The sequence below is a fragment of the Geodermatophilus sp. SYSU D00691 genome (assembly GCF_054050275.1).
Genome location: NZ_JBJGYZ010000015.1, coordinates 76,694 through 100,233, shown reverse-complemented (window position 1 = coordinate 100,233; position 23,540 = coordinate 76,694). Strand labels below are relative to the sequence as shown.

Genomic DNA, 23,540 nt, shown 5'->3' with positions numbered 1-23,540 from the left:
CCCCTCCGCCCCCACCGCTCGCGGGCCCGCGGCGGGACCCTGCAGAGGGGCCGCTCAGGACGGCGCGGAGAAGTCGCGGTAGTAGTCGGCGGCGAGGGCGCCGGGGCGGCCGCCGAGGGCCCAGGTGCTGCCCTTGGCCGACGGCGGCCACAGCGCCCCGCTCACGCCCTCCCAGCGCACCCCGAGGCTCTGCACCACCGAGGGGATCGCGCCGCCCTGGCTGCACAGCACGGTGACCCCCGGCTCGCGCGGGCCGAGGAGCCGCTCGACGACCGCCAGGCCGGCCTCGGGGTCGGCGGAGAACTCCTCCTCGCCGAGCTCCGGGCACGGGAGGACGTCGACCCCCAGGCGCTCGGCCAGCGGCTCGACGGTCTCCCGGCAGCGCGTGCGCTCGGCCGAGAGCACCGTCGTCGGGGCGAACAGCGGCAGCACCTCGGCCAGCCGGGCGGCCTGCCGGCGTCCCTTGCCGTCCAGCGGGCGCAGGTCGTCGGGGCCGTCCCACTCCTGCTTGTTCCCGGCGCTGCCGTGCCGCACCAGCAGCAGCGACGGCGCCCGCGGGACGTCGTCGCGCTCCAGGTCGGCCAGGACGGCGCGGTCGTGGTCGTGGGTGACCAGGTCGACGGCCTCCTTGACGGTCAGCCAGCGCAGCTCGTCCACCTCGTGGTTGGGGGTGAACTCCCCGCCGACGGCCTGCATCAGCCAGTAGTCGACCTCCTTGTCGCCCTCCGCCACCCGGTACCGGGTGCGCACGCCGCGCCGGCCCGCGACGACGGCCAGCCCGGTCTCCTCGCCGACCTCCCGGACCGCGGTCTGCAGCGGGTGCTCGCCGGCGTCGAGCTTGCCCTTGGGCAGCGACCAGTCGTCGTACTTCGGCCGGTGCACCACCACCGTCTCCAGGCCGCCCTCCGGCGTGGGGCGCCAGACCGCGCCCCCCGCGGCCAGCACCAGCCCCTCAGCCAGCGTGCTCACCGGCCCGGGCCAGCAGCTGGGCCTGGTAGTCGCGGTCGCCGCGACGGGTCCACGCGCCGTCGGCGCCGAGCTGCCAGCACCGGACGTCGGGTGCCATGGCGAAGTCGACGATCTCCTGCAGCTCCTGCCGCGCGGCGTCGTCGCAGACCTTGAGCAGCACCTCGACGCGGCGGTCGAGGTTGCGGTGCATGAGGTCGGCGCTGCCCAGCCAGAACTCCGGCTCCCCGCCGTTGACGAAGGCCATCAGCCGCGAGTGCTCCAGGAAGCGGCCGACGATCGAGCGCACCCGGATGTTCTCCGACAGGCCGGGCACGCCGGGCCGCAGCGCGCAGATGCCGCGGATGACCAGGTCCACCGGGACCCCGGCGTTGGACGCCTCGTAGAGCGCGTCGATGATCCGCTCGTCGACCAGCGAGTTCACCTTGATCCGGATCCCGGCCGGCCGGCCCTCCTCGGCGTGCCGGATCTCCCGCCGGATCTTGTCGATCAGGCCGCTGCGGATCCCCCGCGGGGCCACCATGAGCGAGCGGTAGGCCGTCTGCCGCGAGTAGCCGGTCAGGGTGTTGAACAGGTCGGTGAGGTCGGCGCCCACCCGCGGGTCGGCGGTGAGGATGCCGAGGTCCTCGTAGGTGCGCGCCGTCTTGGGGTTGTAGTTGCCGGTGCCGATGTGGCAGTACCGCCGGATCACGCCGCCCTCCCGGCGGACCACCAGCGCGGTCTTGCAGTGGGTCTTGAGCCCCACCAGCCCGTAGACCACGTGGCAGCCGGCGCGCTCCAGCGAGCGCGCCCAGCTGATGTTGGCCTCCTCGTCGAACCGCGCCTTGATCTCGACCAGGACGACGACCTGCTTGCCGGCCTCGGCGGCGTCGATCAGCGCGTTGACGATCGGCGAGTCACCGGAGGTGCGGTACAGCGTCTGCTTGATGGCCAGCACGTTGGGATCGGCGGCCGCCTGCTCGATGAAGCGCTGCACGCTGGTGGCGAACGAGTGGTACGGGTGGTGGACCAGGACGTCGCCCTCGCGCAGCGTGGCGAAGACGCTCTTGGGCGTCTCGCCCTCCGACAGCCGCGGGTGGGTCGCCGGGACGAACGGCTCGTCCTTGAGCTCCGGGCGGTCGAGGTCGTAGAGGCCCCACAGCGACGCGAGGTCGAGCAGCCCCGGCACCTCGACGACGTCCTCCGGCCCGATCTCCAGCTCGGAGAGCAGCAGCTCGAGGATCTGCGGGTCCATCGTGTCGGTGACCTCGAGCCGCACCGCCGGGCCGAACCGGCGCCGGGCGAGCTCGCGCTCGAGGGCCTGCAGCAGGTCCTCGTCGCGGTCCTCCTCGACCTCCAGGTCGGCGTTGCGGGTCACCCGGAACAGGTGGTGGGCGAGCACCTCCAGGCCGGGGAACAGCTGCGGCAGGTGCGCGGCGATGAGGTCCTCGAGGGGGAGGAACGTCGCCCCGCCGTCCACCGGCCCCACCGGCACGAACCGCGGCACGTTGTTCGGTACCTTCACCCGCGCGAAGTGCGACGTCCCGCCCTCGGGCTCGCGCACGGAGACGGCGAGGTTGAGCGAGAGCCCGCTGATGTAGGGGAACGGGTGCGCGGGGTCGACCGCGAGCGGCGTCAGGACCGGGAAGACCTGGTCGCGGAAGTACTCGCGCAGCCGCTTGGTGTCGGCCTCGGCGAGGTCCTCCCAGTGGACGATCCGGATGCCGGCGTCCTCCAGGCGCGGCGCGACGTCCTTGAGGAACACGTTGGTGTGGCGGTGCACGAGGTCCTGGGTGCGCTCGATGACCCGGGCCAGCTGCTCGCGGATCGTCAGCCCGTCGGGCGAGCGCACCGTCAGGCCGGTGCTCTGCCGCCGCTTGAGGCCGGCGATGCGCACCATGAAGAACTCGTCGAGGTTGCTGGCGAAGATCGCCAGGAACTTCACCCGCTCGAGCAGCGGGTTCGACTCGTCCTCGGCCAGCTCCAGCACGCGGGCGTTGAAGTCCAGCCAGGACAGCTCGCGGTTCAGGAAACGGTCAGGGGGCAGCCGCTGCTCGACTGAAGAGGTCCGGGCGGACGCGGTTTCCGGTGCCACGCCGTCATCGTGCCGCACGAACGTGAACGGCGTGCCCGCCTCTCACGGCGTCACGCCGGTCAACCCCGTCCGCCGGGCGAGAGCCGTGGTGACCGGGCCGGCGCCCAGCCGCAGCGCGGCGTGCAGCGCGTCGGCGGTGTCGACGTCGAGGGACAGGCCCGGCCAGTCGCCCTCGAGCCGCCGCGCGCCGCTGGCCGCGTGCGCCCGCGCCGAGTCCCGGCCGAAGCGCGGGTCCAGGGCGGTGCCGACGGCGGTGAGCAGCGTGGTGCCGGTGCCGTCGGCGTCGGGCACGAAGCAGCGCGGCGCCGCGGCGGCCGCGTCGAGGGCCGCGGCCAGCTCCTCCGGGCGCAGCGCCGGGACGTCGGAGGAGAGCGCGGCCACCGCCGTCGTCCCGGCCGCCCGCGCCCCGTGCTCCAGCGCGGGGTTGAGGCCCCGGTCCGGCACGTCGGGCACCGTGGCCGCCCCGAGGGCGCGCGCCGTCTCGACCGCGGCCGGGTCGTCGGTGACCACGAGCACCCGCCCCACCCGCGGGCAGTCGAGGGCCGCGGCGACGGTGTCGGCGAGGAAGGCCAGCACCAGGTCGGTGTGCGCGCTGCCGCCGAGGCCGGCGGTGAGCGGCCGCAACCGGGTCTTGGCGCGGGCCAGCAGCTTCGCCGGCACCACCACCGACCAGGTCGTCACACCCACAATGTGAGCACACCAGTGGCGCCACGCCGGGGACCCGCCTGCGGTGCTCCGGCCCCCCAGGGTCGATCATGGGCGGGATCACACCGAGGGAGGGGTGGTGCCGGTGGCGGAGCAGCCGCGACCTTCGAAGTGGCGGACGCGCGGGCCCGTGCCGGCCGGCATGGCCCTGTGCATCCTGACCGTCTACCCGACGGCGTCCCTGCTGTTCCGGCTGCGCTACCGGCACGGCGAGCGCATCCCACCGACCGGCCCGGTCCTCGTGGTGGCCAACCACGTCTCCGTCCTCGACCCCCTCGCCTGCGCGCGGCTGGTCTTCGACAACGGCCGCATCCCGCACTTCCTGGCCAAGGAGTCGCTGTTCAAGGGCGTCGTCGGCTGGATCCTGCGGCACGCCGGCCAGATCCCGGTCGCCCGCTTCACCACCGAGGCCCGCGGCTCGGTGTCCGCCGCGCAGGCCGACCTCGCCGCCGGCAACGTCATCGTGATCTACCCGGAGGGGTCGGTGACCCGCGACCCGGACTGGTGGCCGATGGAGTCGCGGACGGGCGTGGCCCGGCTCGCCCTGACCACCGACGCCGTCGTCGTCCCGGTCGCCCAGTGGGGTCCCCAGCGGCTGCACGACTACCACACGAAGAAGTGGCACCTGCGGCTGCGCTCCCCGGCCGACTACCTCGTCGGCGAGCCGGTCGACCTGTCCGCGCTGCGCGCCGAGGTGGCCGCCGGACGCCCGCTCACCCCCGACCTGCTGCGCGAGACGACCGACCTGGTCATGACCCGCGTGCGCGAGCTGCTCGGTGAGCTCCGGGGCGAGACGCCGCCCGCCTCATTCCACCCCCGTCCGCGGCGCGAGCTGCCCGGCGACGTCTCCGGGAGCGCGGCGTGACGCGGGCGGCGGTCCTGGGCGCGGGCTCCTGGGGGACGACGTTCGCCAAGGTCCTCGCCGACGCCGGCTGCGAGGTGGCGCTGTTCGCCCGGCGGCCGGAGCTGGCCAAGGCCATCACCGAGGACGGCGAGAACCGCGACTACCTGCCCGGCATCCGGCTGCCCGGCGGCGTGCGGGCCACCGCCGACGCGGGGGAGGCGCTGGTGGCGGCCGACGTCGTCGTCCTCGCCGTCCCCTCGCAGACGCTGCGCGCCAACCTCTCCGAGTGGACTCCGGTGCTGCCGCCCGACGCCAGCCTGCTGTCGCTGATGAAGGGCATCGAGCTGGGCACCACCAAGCGGATGAGCGAGGTGATCTGCGAGGTGACCGGCGCCGGGCCCGAGCGGGTGGCCGCGCTGTCGGGGCCCAACCTCGCCCGCGAGATCGCCGAGGAGCAGCCGGCCGCCACCGTGATCGCCTGCGCCGACCCGGGCCGGGCGGAGGCGCTGCAGGCGGCCTGCCACACCCGCTACCTGCGCCCGTACACGAACACCGACCTGGTGGGCTGCGAGCTCGGCGGGGCGGTGAAGAACGTCATCGCGCTGGCCGCGGGCATCGCCGAGGGCCTCGGCTTCGGCGACAACACCCGCGCCTCGCTGATCACCCGCGGGCTGGCCGAGACCGCCCGGCTGGGCCTCGCGCTGGGGGCGGAGCTGACCACCTTCGCCGGCCTGGCCGGGCTCGGTGACCTCGTCGCCACCTGCAGCTCGCCCCTGTCGCGCAACCGCACGTTCGGGGAGAAGCTGGGGCAGGGGATGAGCGTCGAGGAGGTGCAGCGGAGCACCCGGCAGACGGCGGAGGGCGTCAAGAGCTGCCGCTCGGTGCTCGACCTCGCCCGCGCCCACGGCGTCGACGTGCCGATCACCGAGGCCGTCGTCCGGGTGTGCCACGAGGGCGAGTCCCCGAAGAACCTGGTCCGCGAGATCATGAGCCGGGAGGCCAAGCCGGAGTGAGTCCTCCGTACGGGGACGGGACGCGGTCGGTCCGCGCCGGGGAGCCGCCCGCCGTCCCGGGGGCGCCGCTGCGGCCCTCGCCGGTGCTCGCCGCGCCGTTCCACCTCGGCGACGTCCCGCCGCGCGCCGGTGGCGCCGACGCCTACGCGCGCACCGAGCACCCGACGCTGCGGGTGCTCGAGGACGCGATCGGCGAGCTGGACGGCGGCCGCTGCCTGGCGTTCGCCACCGGGATGGCCGCGGTGAGCGCCGCCGTGCTGGCCTGCGCGGGCGCCGGCGACCGCGTCGTCCTGCCCGCCGACGGCTACTACGCCACCCGTGTGCTGGCCGCCGCCGAGCTGAGCCGCTTCGGCATGCGCGTCGAGTACGTCACCACGACCGGGATCGGGCAGGTGGCCGCGCGCGGCGACCTCGACGGCGCGCGGTTCGTGCTCCTGGAGACGCCGAGCAACCCGCAGCTCGACGTGTGCGACATCGCCGCCGTCGCCGCCGCGACCCGGGCCGCCGGCGCCGTCCTGGCCGTGGACAACACGACGGCGACGCCGCTCGGCCAGCGCCCGCTCGAGCTCGGCGCCGACGTCACGATCGGCAGCGACACCAAGGCGCTGACCGGGCACAGCGACCTGCTCCTCGGGCACGTCAGCACGACCGACGACGACCTGCACGCCCGCATGAAGGCCTGGCGGGACGCGACCGGCGCGGTGCCCGGGCCGTTCGAGGCCTGGCTGGGGCACCGCTCGATGAGCACCCTCGACCTGCGCCTGGCCCGGCAGGCCGCCACCGCCGCCGCCGTCGCCGACCTGCTCGCCGACCACCCCGCCGTGACGGGCGTGCGGTGGCCGTGGCGCGCCGGCGACCCGTCGGCCGAGCTCGCGGCGCGGCAGATGCTGCGGCCCGGCGGCGTGGTGTCGGCGACGCTGCCCGGCGAGGACGCCGTCGGCCGGGTGCTGGCCGCCAGCCGGCTGTGGACCGCCGCGACGAGCTTCGGCGGGGTGCACAGCACCGCCGACCGCCGGGCGCAGTGGGGCGGCGACGCGGTGGCGCCCGGCTTCGTGCGGTTCTCCTGCGGGATCGAGGACACCGCCGACCTCGTCGCCGACCTCGCGGCCGCACTCGACGCGGTCTGACGGGTGGCCGGCCGGGTCGGGATCCGCGGGCTGCTGGCCTCCCTGCTGCTCTGCGCCGTCCCCGCCCTGACCGGCTGCTGGCGGACGACGGCCGGCTCGGCCACCGCCGCACCGACGACCGCGCCGCCGTCGTCGCCGGAGGAGCTCGAACGGCTGGTCGTGACCGAGGTGCCCTCGGGCCTGCCCCGCCTGCCCGACGACGCCCTGTCGCCGCCCGCGGGGGAGAAGTGGCCGCCCGACGTCGCCGCCTACGCCGGCGACCCCTCCGACGAGCGGGAGGCGCTGGCCGGCTACGGCTTCCGGTTCGGGTGGGAGCGCTTCTGGGGCACCGACGCCGCCCGCGGCCCGGTGACCAGCGTGTTCGTCTACCAGTTCGAGAGCCGCGCCGGAGCGGCGGCCTACGCCCACGACCTGGCCGGCAACGACGCCGAGCACTACGGCGGCGTGCTCCGCGAGGACGCGCCCGGGGTGCCGGGGGGCTGCCGGCTGATCGAGGTGCCCGAGCCCGCGGACGACCTGCCCGGCCCGGCGGTGCTGGCGTGGTGCGGGGCCGGGGTGTTCAGCGTCTCGGTGACGGCGGTGGCCGGGACCCCGGAGGCGGCCGCCGCCGAGGTGGAGGCGCTGCTGGCGGACCAGCTGGAGCGGCTGCCGCCGTCCTGACTCACTGCGCCGGCTGCGGCTCCTGGAACGGCAGGGTCGTGGCGATGATCGTGCTCAGCGCCGTCGCGGGGCCGCTGTCGATCGAGCTCGGGATGCGCACCTCGACGTGGACCGGCCGGTCGACGGCCGTCCACACGACGACGTCGGGGTCGGAGTCGTCGACGAACCACTGAACGGCGTTGATCTGGATGAGGCTGGCCGTCACGTCGAACCCGGCCGGCCGGTCGACGCCGCACCGCAGCACGACCGGCGGATCGCCCCACGCGTAGACGAACGGCGAGTCGGACTGCACCGGCCGCGACAGCTCGCCGGCCAGCTCCAGGGGCATCGCGCCCAGCAGCGTGGTGCAGGGCGCCTCGGCCCCGGGGGCCGCCGGCGGCGCCTCGACCGGCAGCGGGGGCAGGTCCTCCCGCTGCAGCGTCGGCGCGCCCTCGACCTGCGCCACGTCGTCGGACCCGCCGCCGCCGAGGACGTTGACCAGCACGACCAGGGCGGCCACCAGCGGCACGAGGACGGCGGTCGCGATCACGGCCAGCCGCCGGAAGGGGTCGCGGGGCTGGTCGTCGCGGTCGGTCGTCCCGGGCGCGATCTGCGTGCTCAGGGCGTCAGAGGTTGACGACCGGGCAGGTGAGCGTGCGGGTGATGCCGTCCACCGACTGGACCCGCGCCACCACCAGGCGCCCCAGCTCGTCGACCGTCTCGGCCTCCGCGCGGACGATCACGTCGTAGGGCCCGGTCACGTCCTCGGCCTTGGTGACGCCGTCGATCTCGCTGATGGTCGAGGCGACCTGCGCGGCCTTGCCGACTTCGGTCTGGATGAGGATGTAGGCGTGGACCACGGAAGACCCTTCCTGGGGCAGCGCTGCCATGGGGACGTGCGGCGGAGCGGGCGTGGGCGAGCGGCGGTGTGCCCGCCGTTGCGCCACCTTACGGGAGCGACGGGAGTCACCCCGTGAGTCGCCCGCGCCCCCTCGTCCCGCGCGGCGACCCGGCCGACAGCGTCCAGGTGGTGGGCGAGTTCGGCGTCATCGCGCGCGTGGTGGCGCGGTCGGGCCACGCCACCGCGGCCGAGGTGGGGCCCGGGGACGACGCCGCCGTCCTGCGCGCCCCCGACGGCCGCGTGGTGGCGACGACCGACGTGCTCGTCGAGGGCCGGCACTTCCGGCGGGACTGGTCCTCGGCCGAGGACGTCGGGCACAAGGCCGCCGCGGCCAACCTCGCCGACGTCGCGGCCATGGGCGGGGTGGCGACGGCGCTGCTGGTCGGGCTGGCCTGCCCGCCGGACACGCCGACCGCGTGGCTCGAGGGGGTCGCCGCCGGCCTGGCCGAGGAGTGCGCGCCGCTCGGTGCGGCGGTGGTCGGCGGCGACACGGTGGCCACCGCGCCGGACAGCTCCGCCGTCGTCCTGTCGGTGACGGCGCTGGGCGACCTGGGCGGCCGGGCGCCGGTCCTGCGGTCGGGCGCCCGCCCGGGGGACGTCGTCGCGCTGGCCGGCCGGCTCGGCTGGTCGGCGTGCGGCCTGGCGGTGCTGCGCCGCGGCTTCGCCAGCCCGCTCGCGGCTGTCGCCGCGCACCGGCGCCCGGCGCCGCCGTACGCCGCGGGACCGGCCGCGGCCGCCGCCGGCGCCACGGCCATGTGCGACGTCAGCGACGGGCTGCTGGCCGACGTCGGGCACATCGCGCGGGCCAGCGGCGTGCTCGTCGACCTGGACCGGGCCGCGCTGGTGCGCGTGTGCCTGGAACCGCCCGGCCCGCTGCAGCAGGTGGCGTCGGCGCTGGGTGCCGATCCGATGGCGTGGGTGCTCACCGGCGGGGAGGACCACGCCCTGGTCGCCACCTTCCCGGGGGGCACTGCCCTCCCCGACGGGTGGGTGGCCGTCGGGTCGGTGCACGCGGCGGGGGAGGATCCGGCGGTGCAGGTGAGCGGAGAGCCGGCGGCCGAGGCCGCGCGGGCGGTCGGCGCGGAGGCCCCCGGGCATGTCCACTTCGGCTGAGGCGGTGCTGCGCGACGGCCGCGCGGTGCGGCTGCGGGCCGTGCCGTACGACGAACCGGTCGCGCGCGAGCTGGTCGCCCGCGTGCAGCAGGAGTACACGGTCCGCTACGGCGGACCGGACGAGGCCGTCGTCGACCCGGCCGAGTTCGTGCCGCCCGTCGGGCTGTTCCTGGTCGCCGAGGTCGACGGCGTCCCGGCCGGGTGCGGCGCGTGGCGGGTGCACCGGGACGGCGTGGTCGAGGTCAAGCGGATGTACGTCGAGCCGGGCTTCCGGCGGCTGGGGCTGGCCCGGGTCGTCCTGGCGGCGCTGGAGGCGAGCGCGGCCGCGGCCGGGCACCGGGCGGCCGTGCTGAACTCCGGCAACCGGCAGCCCGAGGCCCTCGCGCTGTACGCCGACGCGGGATACGGCCCGGTGCCTGGGTACGGGATCTACGCCGACGCGCCGGACGCCGTCTTCCTCGGCAAGGAGCTGCCGTCGGTGGTCCGGGGAGAGGAGCGCTCGTGGGCGTCGTGACGATCTCCGCGGCGTACGGAGCCGCGGGTGCCGAGGTGGCGCGGGCCGTGGCCGAGCGGCTGGGGCTGCCGTTCCACGACCGGGCCATCCCCGCCCAGGTGGCCGGCCGGCTGGGCGTGCCGGTGGCCGAGGCCGAGGCCAACGACGAGACGGTGGTGCGCGGCCTGTGGCGCCTTGTCGCCTCGCTGGGCACCATGCCCGACCCGGTCGGCGGCGTGGTGCCCTCGTCGTCCCTGCCGGACGAGCGGGCCTACCGCCACCAGACCGAGAAGGTGCTGGCCGAGATGGCCGACGGCGCCGGGGGAGTGGTGCTGGGACGGGCGGCCGCGCTCGTGCTCAGGGACCGCCTCGACGCGCTGCACGTGCGGCTCGACGGCCCGCCCGAACGGCGGCTGGCGGCGGCCGTGGCGCGCTCCGGCCGGCCGGAGGCGGAGGTGCGCCGCGAGATGGAGGCCACCGACCGCACCCGGGAGGCCTACGTGCGGCACTTCTACCGCTGCAACCCGGCCTCGGCGCGGCACTACCACCTGGTGATCGACAGCACCGTCCTGCCGCTGGAGACGGTGGAGGACGTCGTCGTGCTCGCCGCGACCGCACGGGGGATCGGTCCCCGCTGAGGCGTCGGCCGGAGGCAGTGTGCGGACGTGGCGCACTCCTCGCGGGAGAACGCGCCGCCGGCGCACATCGCTCGTGGGCGGACGCGAAGAACCCCGGAGATCCGTGACCTCCGGGGTTCCAGGGCGTGAGCCCGTCAGCTCAGGCGCGGACGACCTTGCCCGCGCGGATGCACGAGGTGCAGGCGTTGATGCGCTTGCGGGTGCCCGGCGCCACGAGGGCGCGCACGGACTGGATGTTCGGGTTCCAACGGCGCGGCGTGCGGCGGTGCGAGTGCGACACCGACATACCGAAACCGGGGCCCTTGCCGCAGACGTCGCAGTTGGCAGCCACGGTGGATCACTCCCAGGGGGTCGTTGCAGATCAGCGGTGCGCGAGAGCGCCCGCGAAGAAGTCCGTCGGTCAGTCTAACCGTTCCCCGGCGAGGACGTCGCCGCAGGCACCCGAGCGGGCGCCGATCCCCACGATCCGGCGGCTCCGTCGCCCTTCCTGGGTACCCTCCGGCCGTGCTGCAGGCGCTCGACGAGGAGGCGGCCGGCCGGTGGTGCCGGGCCGCGTGCGTCGCGCTGTCCGAGGCCCGCGCCCGCCTCGACGACCTCAACGTCTTCCCGGTGCCCGACGGCGACACCGGCACCAACCTCCTGCTGACCGCGCAGGCGGCGCTGGCCGCCCTCGACGCGGCCGGCGGGGCGACGGCGGAGTCCAGCTGGGCGGTGCTGGCCCGCGGCGCCGTCCTGGGTGCCCGCGGCAACTCCGGGACGATCCTCGCCCAGCTCTTCCGCGGCCTGGCCGACCAGCTCGCCGGTCAGGTCCCTGCCGACGGCCCCACGCTCGCCCTCGCGCTGCAGAAGGCCGCCGACACCGCCTACGCCGCGGTCGCCGACCCCGAGGAGGGCACCTTCCTCACGGTCGCCCGCGGCGGCGCCCGGGCGGCGGTCGCCGCCGTCGACGCGGGGCGCACCGCGCTCGCCGACGTCGTCCGAGCCGCCGCCGACGGCGCCCGGACCGCCCTGGAGGCCACCCCCGACCAGCTGGCGGCGCTGCGCGACGCCGGGGTGGTCGACGCCGGCGGTGCAGGTCTCTGCCTGGTGCTCGACGCGCTGGTCACCACCGTCACCGGCGTCGAGCCGGCCCGGCCGCCGCTGGCCCGCCGCTCGCCGGCCCCCGCGCACCGCCACGACGACCCGCCGCACCAGCCCCCGGCCGGCCCCGGCAGCGAGGTGCAGTACCTGCTCGCCGAGGCCGACGAGGAGTCGGTGACCCGGCTGCAGGAGCGCCTCGCCGCGCTCGGCGACAGCCTCGTCGTCGTGGGCGTCGACACCCCCACCGGCCGGGAGTGGAACGTGCACGTGCACGTCACCGACATCGGTGCGGCGATCGAGGCGGGCATCGAGGCCGGCCGCCCCTACCGGATCTCGGTCACCCCGCTGGCCCCCGTGCGGCCGCCGGCGCCGGTGCCCGGCACCCGCGCGATCGTGGCGGTCGTCCCCGGCCCCGGCCTCGCCGAGCTGTTCTCGGGCGAGGGCGTCCGGGTGGTCACCTGCGGTCCCGACGGGGTCGCCGAGGACGACGTCCTGGCCGAGGTGCTCGCCTGCACCGCCGCGGACGTCGTCGTCCTGCCCAACGACGCCGCGCTCACCGCGCAGGCCTCCCGCGCCGCGGAGCGGGCCCGCGAGGAGGGCCGCGACGTCGCCGTCGTCCCCACCCGCTCGCCGGTGCAGGGCCTGGCCGCGATCGCCGTCGCCGACCCGGGCCGCCGCTTCGGCGACGACGTCATCGCCATGGCCGAGGCGGCCGCGGCCACGCGCTGGGCCGAGGTCACCGTCGCCGAGCAGGAGGCGCTGACCTCCGCCGGCCGCTGCCGGCCCGGTGACGCGCTCGGCTCGGCCGAGGGCGACGTCGTCGTCGTCGGCCCGGAGCTGCCGGCGGTCGCCTGCGAGCTGCTCGACCGGCTGCTCTCCGCCGGGGGCGAGCTCGCCACGCTCGTCGTCGGGGCCGACCAGGCGCTGGGCGACACCGTCTGCGCCCACCTCGCCACCGTGCACCCGACGGTCGAGGTGGCCCGGTACCACGGCGCACCGCCCGGGGTCCCGCTGCTCGTGGGGGTCGAGTGAAGGTCGGCATCACCATGGACACCCCGCTGTCCAAGGTCCTCGGCGCCAAGACCGCGCAGGCGATGGAGGAGTCGCTGGAGCTGCGGACGGTGCGCGACCTGCTGCGCCACTACCCGCGCCGCTACGCGCGGCGCGGCGAGATCGCGCGGCTCGACGACCTGCAGGTCGGCGACCGCGTGACCGTCCTCGCGCAGATCCGCAAGGTCGAGTCGCGCAGGATGCGCAACCGCCCCGGCAGCATGACCGAGGTGACCGTCGGCGACGGCGCGAACTCCATGCAGCTGGTCTTCTTCAACCGCAAGCACGGGTCGCTGCGCGAGGGCGCGTGGGGACTGTTCGCCGGCACCGTCGGGCAGTACCGCAGCAAGCTGCAGTTCGCCCACCCCGACTTCCACCTGCTCACCGGCGACGACGACGAGGACTGGGCCCGCGCGCTCATCCCGATCTACCCGGCCAGCAAGGACGTCTCGAGCTGGGTGATCCAGCGCTCGCTCAAGCTGCTGCTCGACTCGCCCGGCGGCTTCGGTGGGATCGTCACAGACCCGCTGCCGGAGGAGGTGCGGGCGCGCCACGGCCTGCTGTCCCTCGACGCGGCGCTGCTGGACATCCACCGCCCCACCTCCGCCGACGACGTGGAGCGCGCCCAGCACCGGCTCAAGTGGGACGAGGCGCTCGTCCTGCAGCTGACCCTCGCCGCCCGCCGCCGGGCCGCGGCTCTCGAGCCCGGCGTGGCCCGCCCGCGCACGGCCGGCGGCCTGCTCGACGCCGTCGACGCCGCGCTGCCGTTCGCGCTCACCGACGGTCAGCGGGCCGTGGGGGAGGAGCTGGCCGCCGAGCTCGCGGAGGAGCAGCCGATGCACCGGCTGCTGCAGGGCGAGGTCGGCTCGGGCAAGACCGTCGTGGCGCTGCGGGCCATGGCGCAGGTCGTCGACGCCGGTGGGCAGGCGGCGCTGCTGGCGCCCACCGAGGTGCTCGCCGCCCAGCACCACCGCGGCATCTCCGCGCTGCTCGGCCCGCTCGGCCGGGCCGGCGAGCTCGACGGCGACCCCGAGGGGACCCGGGTGGTGCTCCTGACCGGGTCGCAGAAGGCCGCCGCCCGCCGGGAGGCCCGGGCCGCCGTCGCCGACGGCAGCGCGGGCATCGTGATCGGCACGCACGCCCTGCTGCAGGAGGGCGTCGACTTCGCCGACCTCGGCCTGGTCGTCGTCGACGAGCAGCACCGCTTCGGCGTCGAGCAGCGCGACGCCCTGCGGGCCAAGGGCAACCGGCCGCCGCACGTGCTGGTCATGACCGCGACGCCGATCCCGCGGACGGTCGCGATGACCGTCTACGGCGACCTGGAGACCTCCACGCTGCGGCAGCTGCCGAGCGGCCGCGGCGGCGTCGCCTCCTCGGTCGTGCCGGCCGGTGAGAAGCCGGCCTGGCTGGACCGCGCCTGGGCGCGCCTGCGCGAGGAGGTCGCCGAGGGGCGGCAGGCCTACGTCGTCTGCCCGCGCATCGGCGAGGACGGCGCCGACGCCGACGAGCCCGACGCCGACGACGGCGCCCCCGCCGACGACGAGGGCCGCGGCGGCGACCGCCGGCCCCCGCTGGCCGTGCTCGACGTCGCCGAGATGCTGCGCGCCGGGCCGCTCGCCGGCCTGCGGCTGGACGTGCTGCACGGGCGGCTCACGCCCGAGGAGAAGGACGCCCGGATGCGCGCCTTCGCCGCCGGCGACCTCGACGTCCTGGTCGCCACCACCGTGGTCGAGGTCGGCGTCGACGTGCCCAACGCCACCGTGATGGTGGTCATGGACGCCGACCGGTTCGGCGTCAGCCAGCTGCACCAGCTGCGCGGCCGGGTCGCCCGCGGCAAGCACCAGGGGCTGTGCCTGCTGGTCACCGACGCGCCCACGTCCTCGCCCACCGGGCAGCGGCTGGCCGCGGTGGCCGCCACCTCCGACGGGTTCGAGCTGGCCCGCCTCGACCTCGAGACCCGGCGCGAGGGCGACATCCTGGGCGCCGCGCAGTCCGGCAGCCGGTCGGGGGTCAAGCTGCTGTCGCTGCTGGAGGACGAGGAGCTCATCGCGACCGCCCGTGCCGAGGCGAACGCGCTGCTGGCCACCGACCGCGGCCTGGCCGACCACCCCGGCCTCGCCGCCGAGGTGGCCGCGCTGGCCACCGACGAGCGCGCGGAGTGGCTGGAGAAGGCATGACCCGCGTCATCGCCGGCGCGGCCGGCGGGCGGCGGCTCAAGGTGCCGCCGTCGGGCGTGCGCCCCACCGGCGACCGGGCCCGCGAGGGCCTGTTCAACTCCCTCGGCTCGCTGCTCGACCTCGACGGCGCCCGGGTGCTCGACCTGTACGCCGGTTCGGGGGCGCTCGGGCTGGAGGCGCTCTCCCGCGGCGCCACCGAGGTCGTGCTCGTCGAGTCCGGACCGCGCGTGCTGCCGGTCCTCCGGGCCAACGTGACCGCGGTCGGCCTGCCCGGCGCCCGCGTCGTCGCCGGCTCGGTGCCCTCGGTGGTCGCCACGGCGTCGCTCGGCGCGTTCGACCTCGTGCTGGCCGACCCGCCCTACGCCACGACCGCCGACGAGGTGCTCGGCGTGCTCCGCGCGCTGGTCACCGGCGGGTGGCTGGCCGGCGGCGCCGTCGTCGTCGTCGAGCGGTCGGCGCGGGAGGAGCCGTGGGAGTGGCCGACACCCCTGACCGGACTGCGGAACCGCCGCTACGGAGAGGCGCTGCTCCGGTACGGTCGCTTGCCGTGAGGCGTGCCGTCTGCCCCGGATCGTTCGACCCGGTCACCAACGGCCACGTCGACGTCATCACCCGGGCCGCCGCGCTGTACGACGAGCTGGTCGTCGCGGTGCTCGTCAACCCCGGCAAGGCCGGGCTGTTCACCGTCGAGGAGCGCATGGAGCTGCTCCGCGACGCGGTGTCCGAGCTGCCCAACGTGCGGATCGACAGCTTCCAGGGGCTGCTGGTCGACTACTGCCGCGCCCACGGCATCCCGGTGATCGTCAAGGGCCTGCGCGCCGTGGGCGACTTCGAGTACGAGCTGCAGATGGCGCAGATGAACCGCGAGCTCGCCGGCGTGGAGACGCTCTTCGTCCCGACGGCGCCGCAGGTCGGCCACCTGTCCTCGAGCCTGGTCAAGCAGATCGCGCAGTTCGGCGGGGACGTCTCGACCCTGGTGCCCAAGGCGGTCCTCGACCGGCTGGTGCACCTGCGCAACGGCGGGAGCTGAACGTGACCGGGCGTGCGAGCTCACGCAGGGACGCAGCACGCCCCCGCACGACCACGACGAGCGCTAGCGAGGAGGGGGCGTGACGCGGAGCCATTCGACCGAGGTCGTCTACCGGCTGTACGAGACGGTCGACGAGCTCACCACGGTCATCGAGAACGCCCGCAGCGTGCCGATGTCGGGCTCCTGCATGGTGCCCCGCGACCACCTGCTCGACCTGCTCGACGACCTGCGCGAGACGCTGCCGGCCGAGGTGCAGCGGGCCGGCCGGATCGTCGAGCAGCGCACGGAGATCCTCGAGCAGGCGCAGGCCGAGGCCGAGCGGCTGACCGAGGCCACCCGGGCCGAGAGCGCGCAGATGGTCGACGAGGCCGAGCGCACCCGCGACGAGGTGCTCGGCATGGCCCGCCGGTCGCGCGACGAGCTCATCGCCGAGGCGCGCGCGGAGGCCGAGGAGGTCCTCGCCCAGGCCGACGCGGAGGCCGAGCAGATCGTCGCCGAGGCGCGCGCCGCGGCCGAGGCCCTGCTGGCCCAGGCCCGCGAGCAGCAGGAGCAGATCCTGGCCGCCGCGCACGCCGAGCACGCGCAGCTGGTCACCGAGACCGAGGTCTACCGCACGGCGGTGGCCCGCTCCGACGAGCTGGGCGCCCGGACGGTCGCCGAGGTCACCCGCATGCGCGCCGAGGTCGACGAGTACGTCGACACCCGGCTGGCCGACTTCGGCAGCACGCTGGAGCGCATGCTCCGCTCGGTCGAGGCGGCCCGGGGCAGCCTCCGCTCCTAGAAGGGCCCCCGTGCCCCCCACCGCTCGCGAGCTCGCGGCGGGCCCTGCACGGGGGCCGCTCCACCACCTCGCCTCCCGGCATCGGGTAGTCTCGTAGGCCGGTCCGAGCGCCGGCGGCACCCCGCCCGGCCGGCCGACCCTCCTGATCCCGACCGCGAGTACCGACATGCCTGCCCCAGTTCCGCACCGCCCAGGCGCCGCGTCCACCGACGTCCGGCGTCCCGCAGGCAACCCCTGGGTCGTCGAGCTGCGCGAACTCGGCCGACGGGCCGGGTCGATGCAGCCCTTCGAGAAGGTGCTGCCCGCCCCCGACGGCTGGAAGGTCGAGCTGATCGGCGTCCCCGGGGGCGCCGAGGTCCGGCTGCGGCTGCGCCTCGAGTCGGTCATGGAGGGCGTGCTGGTCTCCGGCGAGGTCGACGTCCCGGTCGTCGGCTCGTGCGCCCGCTGCCTCGACCCGGTCGAGGACACCCTCGAGCTCGACGTCCAGGAGCTGTTCGCCTACGAGGGCAGCACCACCGAGGAGACGAGCGAGGAGGACGAGGTCCGCCTCGTCGAGAACGACCGCATCGACCTCGAGCCCATGGTGCGCGACCTCGTCGTGCTGTCCCTGCCGCTCTCGCCGGTCTGCAGCGAGGACTGCTCCGGGCTCTGCGCCGACTGCGGCCAGCGCCTCGACGACCTGCCTGCCGACCACTCGCACGAGGTCGTCGACCCCCGCTGGGCGGGGCTCGCCGACCGATTCGCTTCCCCGTCGGGCACCCCCGGCGCGGACAACCCAGAGGAGAACTGACGTGGCCGTCCCGAAGCGGAAGATGTCCCGCTCCAACACCCGCGCCCGGCGCTCGCAGTGGAAGGCCAGCGCGCCGTCCCTCACCCCGTGCCCGAACCGTGCCTGCGGCCAGCTGAAGCCGCCGCACACCGCCTGCCCGAACTGCGGCCAGTACGCCGGCCGCCAGGTCCTCTCCGTCTGACCTGCTGACCCCGCTCGCCGTGGCCACCGCTGCCGGACCGTCCCAGGGCCCGGACGGCGGCACGTCCCCGGCTGGGCAGGAGCACGCCGACGCCGCGGCCGCCTGGCTGCACGACGCCCTCGGGGTCGTGCTGCCCGGCGGCCTGCTGGCGTTGGCGCTGACCCACCGCTCCTACGCCTACGAGAACGGCGGCCTGCCCACCAACGAGCGCCTGGAGTTCCTCGGCGACTCGGTGCTGGGCCTGGTGGTCACCGACGAGCTCTACCGCAGCCAGCCCGACCTGCCCGAGGGGCAGCTGGCCAAGCTGCGCGCCTCGGTGGTCAACATGACCTCCCTGGCCCGGGTGGCGCGGTCGCTCGGCGACGGCGGCATCGGCCCGCAGCTGCTGCTGGGCCGCGGCGAGGAGACCACCGGCGGCCGGGAGAAGGACTCGATCCTCGCCGACGCGCTCGAGGCGCTGATCGGCGCCATCCACCTGGGCCGCGGCCTGGACACCGCGAGCGCGATCGTGCACCGGCTGTTCGACCCGCTGCTCGTGCAGGCGGCCACCCGGGGCGCCGGCCTGGACTGGAAGACCAGCCTGCAGGAGCTCGGGGCCGCCCGCGGGCTCGGCCCGCCCAGCTACGTGGTCGAGGACGACGGCCCCGACCACGCCAAGACGTTCACCGCCGCCGTCGTCCTCGCCGGCACCGTCTACGGCAAGGGCGCCGGCCGGACCAAGAAGGCCGCCGAGCAGGAGGCCGCCGAGGCCGCGTGGCGGACCATCTCCGCGGAGGCCTGACACCGTGCCCGAACTGCCCGAGGTCGAGGTCGTCCGGCGCGGGCTGGAGCAGTGGGTGGCCGGGCGCACCGTGGCCGCCGTCGAGGTGCACCACCCGCGCGCGGTCCGCCGGCAGCTGGAGGGCACCGACCACTTCGTCGCGGCGCTGACCGGCCGCACGCTCACCGCGGCGCACCGCCGCGGCAAGTACCTGTGGCTCCCGCTCGCCGAGCCCGACGGCACGCCCAGCGGCCGGGCCCTCGTCGGCCACCTGGGCATGAGCGGCCAGCTGCTGGTCGAGAAGCCCTCCCAGCCCGACGAGACCCACCTGCGCGCCCGGTTCACCTTCACCGACGGCGGCCGGGAGCTGCGCTTCGTCGACCAGCGGACCTTCGGCGGGCTGGCCGTCGAGGACGCCGAGGGGGACGGGATCCCGCCGCGGCTGGCGCACATCGCGATCGACCCGCTGGACCCCTCCTTCGACGAGGCCGGGTTCAGCGAGAAGCTGCGGCGCCGGCACACCGAGGTCAAGCGCGCCCTGCTCGACCAGACGCTGATCGGCGGCGTGGGCAACATCTACGCCGACGAGGCGCTGTGGCGGGCCCAGCTGCACGGCGCCCGGCCCACCGACAAGCTGACCCGGCCGCAGGTCGCCGCGCTGCTCGAGGGGGTCCGCGACGTGCTGGGGGAGGCGCTGGCCCAGGGCGGGACGTCGTTCGACTCCCTCTACGTCGACGTCAACGGGCAGAGCGGCTACTTCTCCCGCTTCCTCGCCGTCTACGGCCAGGCCGACCGGCCGTGCCCGCGCTGCGGGACGCCGATCCGCCGCGAGTCGTTCATGAACCGCTCCAGCTACAGCTGCCCGCGCTGCCAGCCGCGGCCGCGCGCTCGACGCGCATGAGCGTCCGGACCGTCGCCGTCGTGTCGGGGCACGTGCAGGGCGTCGGCTACCGGTACTTCGTGCGCGGCCTGGCCGAGGACGCCGGGCTCACCGGCTCGGCGACCAACCTCCCCGACGGCCGGGTCGAGGTCGTGCTGGAGGGCGCGGACGACGCGGTGGCGCGCGTCGTCGCGCAGCTCGACGGCCCGCGGGCGCCCGGCAGCCCGACCCGGGTGGACGTCCGGCACGAGCCGGTGCAGGGGGTTCGGCGCTTCACCGTGCTGTGACAAATGCGACACCGCCACGACACGGTGAGTAGGCATTCTTGGCGTTGACCTGCGTGTCCTGTCCTGTCACCCTGGAGTCACCACTCCCGCGCCGACCGCTTCCCGGGGCGCAGGGACCGATTCCACGCTGCGGAAAGGCCGCCTCAGTCATGGCCAAGGCCCTGTTCGGTCACGTCGTCGCACCCGCGGAGCTCCGAGTAGCCGAGGAGAACGCCGTCCTGCGGGCGAAGGTGCGCCGGCTGGAGCAGGAAGTCGCTCAGCTGCGCGCCGAGCGCGACGCGCACATCGCGTCGGAGCTGATGAAGCTGGCGGACGAGAGCGCCGAGCCGGCGCTGGCCTGAACTCGTCCGTCACAGTCGCACCACACCACCCTCCGGCCCCGGAAGGCCGAGGTCGGAAGGCAGATCGCGGCTAAGATCCAGTTCCCGTGCACCTGTCGAGCCTCACGCTGAAGGGCTTCAAGTCCTTCGTGTCCGCCACCACGCTGCGGCTCGAGCCGGGGATCACCGCCGTCGTCGGCCCCAACGGGTCCGGTAAGTCCAACGTCGTCGACGCCATCGCCTGGGTCCTGGGCGAGCAGGGGGCCAAGAGCCTGCGCGGCGGCAAGATGGAGGACGTCATCTTCGCCGGCACCGCCGGCCGCCCGCCGCTGGGCCGGGCCGAGGTGACCCTCACGCTCGACAACGCCGACGGCGCCCTGCCGATCGACTACACCGAGGTGTCGATCACCCGCCGCATGTACCGCTCCGGCGAGAGCGAGTACGAGATCAACGGCGACAAGGTCCGGCTGCTCGACGTCCAGGAGCTGCTCAGCGACTCCGGGATCGGTCGCGAGATGCACGTCATCGTCGGCCAGGGCCAGCTCGACGCCGTCCTCTCCGGTCGCCCCGAGGACCGCCGCGCCTTCGTCGAGGAGGCCGCCGGCGTCCTCAAGCACCGCAAGCGCAAGGAGAAGGCGCTGCGCAAGCTCGACGGGATGCAGGCCAACCTCGACCGGCTGGCCGACCTCACCGCCGAGCTGCGCCGCCAGCTCAAGCCGCTGGGCAAGCAGGCCGAGGTGGCCCGCCGGGCGGCGAGCGTGCAGGCGGACCTGCGCGACGCGCGCCTGCGGCTGCTCGCCGACGACCTCGTCCAGCTGCGCGACGCGCTGGACAAGGACGTCGCCGACGAGGCCGCCGCCCGAGCCCGCCGCAGCACCGTCGAGGCGCAGCTGGCCGAGGTCTCCCGGCGCGAGTCGGCCCTGGAGTCGGCCCTGGCCGCCGACGCGCCGCGGCTGCAGACCGCCCAGGACACCTGGTACCGCCTCTCCGCCCTCGGCGAGCGCTTCCGCGGGATCGGCCAGCTGGCCGCCGAGCGGCACCGCCACCTCTCCGCCGCCGTCCCGACAGCCGGCACCGGCCGCGACCCCGACCAGCTCGAGGCCGAGGCCGACCGGACCGCCGCGACCGAGGCCGAGCTGGCCGCCAAGGTCGAGGCCGAGCGCGGGCGCCTGGCCGCGGTCGTCGCCGGACGCGCCGGGTTGGAGGCCGCGCTCACCGAGGCCGAGCGCGCCGTCGTCGCCGCCGCGCGGGCGATCGCCGACCGCCGCGAGCGGCTGGCCCGGCTCTCCGGCGAGGTCGCCGCCGCCCGCTCGAAGGTGGGCGCCGGCGAGGCCGAGATCGAGCGGCTCGCGCTGGCCGCCGGCGAGGCCGCCGACCGCGCCGACGTCGCTGCCGAGCGGCTCGCCGAGCGCCGCGGCGCCGTCGCCGAGCAGGAGGACGGCGACCTCGCGCTGGTCGCCGCCCACGAGGACGCCGTCGCCGCGCACCGGACCGCGGCGAAGCGGGTCACCGAGCTGGCCGAGGCCGAGCGGGCCGCCGAGCGCGACCGCGCCTCGTGGCGGGCCCGTCGCGACGCCCTCGCCCTCGGCCTCGCACCCGCCGACGGCGCCGCCACCGTCCTCACCGCCGGGCTGCCGGGCGTGCTCGGCCCGGTCGCCGAGCAGCTGTCGGTCGACGCCGGGTGGGAGGTCGCCGTGGCGGCCGCGCTCGGCGGGATGGCCGACGCCGTCGTCGTCGCCGGTGTCGCCGAGGCCGCCGGCGCCCTGCGGCACCTCAAGGACACCGACGGCGGCCGCGCCGGCCTGCTGGTCACCGCCGGGCTGCCGCCGGTGCCGCGCGACGGCTGGCCAGAGCTGCCCGAGGGCGTCCGCTGGGCGCTGGACCTGCTCACCGCCCCCGACGACCTGCAGCCGGCGCTCGCGCGGGCCCTGGAGCGGGTCGCCGTCGTCCCCACGCTCGACGCGGCGGTCGCCCTCGTGCGCACCCACCCCCGCGTCCGGGCGGTCACCAGCGGCGGCGACCTGGTCGGCGCCGACTGGGCCGTCGGCGGCCAGACCGACGCCCCCTCCGGCCTGGAGGTGCGCGCCCGGGTGGACGAGGCCGAGGCCGAGCTGCGCGCCGCCGAGCGGCGCGCCGCCGAGCTCGCCGAGCAGCTCGCCGCCGCCCGCGAGCTGGCCACGGCCCGCTCCGCCGACGTCGACGCCGCCCTCGCCGCACGCCAGGCCGCCGACAAGAGCCGCTCCGCCGAGGCCGCCGCGCTGGCCGAGCTGGGCGCCGCCGCCCGGTCCGCCGCGGCGGAGGCCGAGCGGTCCGCGGCCGCCCGGGTGCGCGCCGAGCAGGCCCTGGAGACCACCGCCGCGAAGCTGACCGGGCTCGAGGCCCGGCTGGCCGCCGCCGAGGCGGAGCCGGTCGAGGAGGAGCCGTCGACCGAGGAACGCGACCGGCTGCGCCTCGAGGTCGCCGCCGCCCGCCAGTCGGAGACCGAGGCGCGGCTGGCGGTCCGCACCGCCGAGGAGCGGGCGCGGGCGCTGTCCGGGCGCGCCGAGTCGCTGCGCCGCCAGGCCCGCCAGGAGCGCGCCGCCCGCGAGCGCGCCGCCGCCGCCCGGGCCGCCCGCGAGCGCGGCGCGCGCGTCGCGGCCGCCGTCCGGGCCGACGCCGAGGTCGCGCTGGCGGCGCTCGAGACCTCGCTGACCCGCGCCGCCGCCGAGCGCGACGCGCTGGCCGCGGCCCGCACCGGCCGGGAGGCCGAGCTGCTCGAGGTGCGCGCGCAGGTGCGCACCGCCACCGCCGAGCTGGACCGGCTCACCGACGAGGTGCACCGCGACGAGGTCGCCCGCGCCGAGCAGCGCTACCGCATCGAGTCGCTGGAGACCCGCGCCGCCGAGGAGTTCGGCGTCGACCTGCCGACGCTGATCGCCGAGTACGGGCCGGCCGCGCCGGTCCCGCCGGCGGCGGAGGAGGCCGCCGCGGCCGAGGCGGCGGGGGAACCCGAGCCGGCGCCCACCGTCTACGACCGCGCCGTCCAGGAGCGCCGCGCCGCCAAGGCCGAGCGCGACCTGGTCACCCTGGGCAAGGTCAACCCGCTGGCGCTGGAGGAGTTCGCGGCGCTGGAGGAACGGCACGGCTTCCTCGCCACCCAGCTGGAGGACCTCAAGGCCACCCGCCGCGACCTGCTCACGGTCGTCCGCGAGGTCGACGAGCGCATCCACGACGTCTTCGCGAACGCCTTCGCCGACGTGGCGCGGGAGTTCGAGCAGGTCTTCGCCGTCCTCTTCCCGGGCGGCTCGGGCCGGCTGGTGCTCACCGACCCCGAGGACATGCTCACCACCGGCGTCGAGGTCGAGGCCCGGCCGCCGGGCAAGAAGGTCAAGCGGCTCTCGCTGCTCTCCGGCGGCGAGCGCTCGCTGACCGCCGTCGCGCTGCTCGTGGCGATCTTCCGGGCGCGACCCTCGCCGTTCTACGTCCTCGACGAGGTCGAGGCCGCCCTGGACGACGTCAACCTCGGCCGGCTGCTCACCCTGGTCGAGCAGCTGCGGGCGACCTCGCAGCTCATCGTCATCACGCACCAGAAGCGGACGATGGAGATCGCCGACGCCCTCTACGGCGTGAGCATGCGCGGTGACGGCATCACCGGCGTCATCAGCCAGCGCCTGCGCGAGCCCGAGCTCGAATCGGCCTGAGGCGACCCACG

Annotated in this window: 25 protein-coding genes; 19 read left to right on the top strand and 6 right to left on the bottom strand. The window is 76.1% G+C overall.

Annotated features, from left to right (window positions below):
- Positions 1-54: 54 nt before the first annotated feature.
- Genes ACI797_RS13245 through cofC form a run of 3 tightly spaced genes read right to left on the bottom strand, consistent with a single transcriptional unit; the run spans position 55 to position 3,721 of the window.
- Complete coding sequence (locus tag ACI797_RS13245; RefSeq protein WP_456859107.1) at positions 55-969, bottom strand: NUDIX hydrolase; 915 nt, start codon at positions 967-969, stop codon at positions 55-57.
- Positions 953-3,040: an RNA degradosome polyphosphate kinase gene (locus ACI797_RS13240; protein WP_456859106.1), complete on the bottom strand. Its 2,088-nt coding sequence runs from the start codon at positions 3,038-3,040 to the stop codon at positions 953-955. Before ACI797_RS13240 ends, ACI797_RS13245 begins: the two co-directional genes overlap by 17 nt.
- A gap of 42 nt (positions 3,041-3,082) precedes the next feature.
- Positions 3,083-3,721 carry a 2-phospho-L-lactate guanylyltransferase gene (gene cofC / locus ACI797_RS13235; RefSeq protein ID WP_456859105.1) on the bottom strand — a complete coding sequence of 213 codons (639 nt, stop codon included), beginning with the start codon at positions 3,719-3,721 and terminating at the stop codon, positions 3,083-3,085.
- A 166-nt stretch (positions 3,722-3,887) separates the two neighbouring features.
- Between cofC and ACI797_RS13230 the strand changes: the two genes are divergently transcribed.
- From ACI797_RS13230 to ACI797_RS13215, 4 genes are read left to right on the top strand one after another with little or no spacing between them, the layout of a single operon-like run.
- On the top strand, positions 3,888-4,610 hold the full coding sequence (locus tag ACI797_RS13230) for a lysophospholipid acyltransferase family protein (protein ID WP_456859104.1): 723 nt from the start codon (positions 3,888-3,890) through the stop codon (positions 4,608-4,610).
- Positions 4,607-5,602, top strand: coding sequence for an NAD(P)H-dependent glycerol-3-phosphate dehydrogenase (locus ACI797_RS13225; RefSeq protein ID WP_456859103.1), 996 nt, complete (start codon positions 4,607-4,609; stop codon positions 5,600-5,602). The genes ACI797_RS13230 and ACI797_RS13225 overlap by 4 nt, the downstream gene beginning before the upstream one ends.
- Entirely contained in the window at positions 5,599-6,729 is a 1,131-nt protein-coding gene (locus tag ACI797_RS13220) for a cystathionine gamma-lyase (protein WP_456859101.1), read from the top strand. The genes ACI797_RS13225 and ACI797_RS13220 overlap by 4 nt, the downstream gene beginning before the upstream one ends.
- Before the next feature lie 3 nt (positions 6,730-6,732).
- Positions 6,733-7,389 carry a DUF7373 family lipoprotein gene (locus ACI797_RS13215; protein WP_456859100.1) on the top strand — a complete coding sequence of 219 codons (657 nt, stop codon included), beginning with the start codon at positions 6,733-6,735 and terminating at the stop codon, positions 7,387-7,389.
- A gap of 1 nt (position 7,390) precedes the next feature.
- Here ACI797_RS13215 and ACI797_RS13210 read toward each other — a convergent pair whose 3' ends face one another.
- Complete coding sequence (locus ACI797_RS13210; protein WP_456859099.1) at positions 7,391-7,918, bottom strand: DUF3515 domain-containing protein; 528 nt, start codon at positions 7,916-7,918, stop codon at positions 7,391-7,393.
- 76 nt (positions 7,919-7,994) lie between these two features.
- Positions 7,995-8,228: an Lrp/AsnC ligand binding domain-containing protein gene (locus ACI797_RS13205; protein ID WP_179715053.1), complete on the bottom strand. Its 234-nt coding sequence runs from the start codon at positions 8,226-8,228 to the stop codon at positions 7,995-7,997.
- A 113-nt stretch (positions 8,229-8,341) separates the two neighbouring features.
- Between ACI797_RS13205 and ACI797_RS13200 the strand changes: the two genes are divergently transcribed.
- From ACI797_RS13200 to ACI797_RS13190, 3 genes are read left to right on the top strand one after another with little or no spacing between them, the layout of a single operon-like run.
- Positions 8,342-9,382, top strand: a complete 1,041-nt coding sequence (locus ACI797_RS13200) for a thiamine-phosphate kinase (RefSeq protein WP_456859098.1) — start codon at positions 8,342-8,344, stop codon at positions 9,380-9,382.
- Entirely contained in the window at positions 9,366-9,896 is a 531-nt protein-coding gene (locus ACI797_RS13195) for a GNAT family N-acetyltransferase (protein ID WP_456859097.1), read from the top strand. The genes ACI797_RS13200 and ACI797_RS13195 overlap by 17 nt, the downstream gene beginning before the upstream one ends.
- Positions 9,884-10,513: a cytidylate kinase-like family protein gene (locus ACI797_RS13190; RefSeq protein WP_456859095.1), complete on the top strand. Its 630-nt coding sequence runs from the start codon at positions 9,884-9,886 to the stop codon at positions 10,511-10,513. Before ACI797_RS13195 ends, ACI797_RS13190 begins: the two co-directional genes overlap by 13 nt.
- A 139-nt stretch (positions 10,514-10,652) precedes the next feature.
- Here the strand turns inward: ACI797_RS13190 and rpmB are convergent, their stop codons facing one another.
- A complete protein-coding gene (gene rpmB, locus ACI797_RS13185; RefSeq protein ID WP_456859094.1) occupies positions 10,653-10,844 on the bottom strand; it encodes a 50S ribosomal protein L28 in 192 nt (63 codons plus the stop codon).
- A gap of 173 nt (positions 10,845-11,017) precedes the next feature.
- Here rpmB and ACI797_RS13180 point away from each other — a divergent pair, with 173 nt between their 5' ends.
- The 12 genes from ACI797_RS13180 (at position 11,018) to smc (ending at position 23,529) form a co-directional block, all read left to right on the top strand.
- The gene (locus ACI797_RS13180) at positions 11,018-12,625 is read left to right on the top strand and encodes a DAK2 domain-containing protein (RefSeq protein ID WP_456859093.1); all 1,608 of its coding nucleotides are present in this window, start codon (positions 11,018-11,020) and stop codon (positions 12,623-12,625) included.
- Positions 12,622-14,820: an ATP-dependent DNA helicase RecG gene (gene recG / locus ACI797_RS13175; protein WP_456859090.1), complete on the top strand. Its 2,199-nt coding sequence runs from the start codon at positions 12,622-12,624 to the stop codon at positions 14,818-14,820. The genes ACI797_RS13180 and recG overlap by 4 nt, the downstream gene beginning before the upstream one ends.
- Entirely contained in the window at positions 14,817-15,371 is a 555-nt protein-coding gene (gene rsmD / locus ACI797_RS13170; RefSeq protein WP_456859087.1) for a 16S rRNA (guanine(966)-N(2))-methyltransferase RsmD, read from the top strand. Before recG ends, rsmD begins: the two co-directional genes overlap by 4 nt.
- Complete coding sequence (gene coaD, locus ACI797_RS13165; RefSeq protein WP_456859085.1) at positions 15,368-15,850, top strand: pantetheine-phosphate adenylyltransferase; 483 nt, start codon at positions 15,368-15,370, stop codon at positions 15,848-15,850. The genes rsmD and coaD overlap by 4 nt, the downstream gene beginning before the upstream one ends.
- Before the next feature lie 79 nt (positions 15,851-15,929).
- Positions 15,930-16,631, top strand: a complete 702-nt coding sequence (locus tag ACI797_RS13160; RefSeq protein WP_456859084.1) for a hypothetical protein — start codon at positions 15,930-15,932, stop codon at positions 16,629-16,631.
- Positions 16,632-16,908: 277 nt separating this feature from the next.
- Positions 16,909-17,421: a YceD family protein gene (locus ACI797_RS13155; protein ID WP_456859083.1), complete on the top strand. Its 513-nt coding sequence runs from the start codon at positions 16,909-16,911 to the stop codon at positions 17,419-17,421.
- Between the two features lies 1 nt (position 17,422).
- Positions 17,423-17,602: a 50S ribosomal protein L32 gene (gene rpmF, locus ACI797_RS13150; RefSeq protein WP_456540253.1), complete on the top strand. Its 180-nt coding sequence runs from the start codon at positions 17,423-17,425 to the stop codon at positions 17,600-17,602.
- 19 nt (positions 17,603-17,621) lie between these two features.
- Positions 17,622-18,383, top strand: a complete 762-nt coding sequence (gene rnc / locus ACI797_RS13145; RefSeq protein ID WP_456859082.1) for a ribonuclease III — start codon at positions 17,622-17,624, stop codon at positions 18,381-18,383.
- Positions 18,384-18,387: 4 nt separating this feature from the next.
- A complete protein-coding gene (gene mutM / locus ACI797_RS13140; RefSeq protein ID WP_456859080.1) occupies positions 18,388-19,263 on the top strand; it encodes a bifunctional DNA-formamidopyrimidine glycosylase/DNA-(apurinic or apyrimidinic site) lyase in 876 nt (291 codons plus the stop codon).
- Positions 19,260-19,529 carry an acylphosphatase gene (locus ACI797_RS13135; protein WP_456859079.1) on the top strand — a complete coding sequence of 90 codons (270 nt, stop codon included), beginning with the start codon at positions 19,260-19,262 and terminating at the stop codon, positions 19,527-19,529. Before mutM ends, ACI797_RS13135 begins: the two co-directional genes overlap by 4 nt.
- Positions 19,530-19,678: 149 nt before the next feature.
- Positions 19,679-19,870: a hypothetical protein gene (locus ACI797_RS13130; RefSeq protein ID WP_456540257.1), complete on the top strand. Its 192-nt coding sequence runs from the start codon at positions 19,679-19,681 to the stop codon at positions 19,868-19,870.
- A gap of 86 nt (positions 19,871-19,956) precedes the next feature.
- Complete coding sequence (gene smc / locus ACI797_RS13125; RefSeq protein WP_456859078.1) at positions 19,957-23,529, top strand: chromosome segregation protein SMC; 3,573 nt, start codon at positions 19,957-19,959, stop codon at positions 23,527-23,529.
- Positions 23,530-23,540: the final 11 nt, after the last annotated feature.

Bases quoted from the DNA above. Each gene is read 5' to 3' on its own strand.
- ACI797_RS13230 (WP_456859104.1), top strand. From the start codon at position 3,888: ATGGCCCTGTGCATCCTGACCGTCTACCCGACGGCGTCCCTGCTGTTC.
- ACI797_RS13195 (WP_456859097.1), top strand. From the start codon at position 9,366: ATGTCCACTTCGGCTGAGGCGGTGCTGCGCGACGGCCGCGCGGTGCGG.
- rsmD (WP_456859087.1), top strand. From the start codon at position 14,817: ATGACCCGCGTCATCGCCGGCGCGGCCGGCGGGCGGCGGCTCAAGGTG.
- ACI797_RS13155 (WP_456859083.1), top strand. From the start codon at position 16,909: ATGCAGCCCTTCGAGAAGGTGCTGCCCGCCCCCGACGGCTGGAAGGTC.
- ACI797_RS13135 (WP_456859079.1), top strand. From the start codon at position 19,260: ATGAGCGTCCGGACCGTCGCCGTCGTGTCGGGGCACGTGCAGGGCGTC.
- ACI797_RS13130 (WP_456540257.1), top strand. From the start codon at position 19,679: ATGGCCAAGGCCCTGTTCGGTCACGTCGTCGCACCCGCGGAGCTCCGA.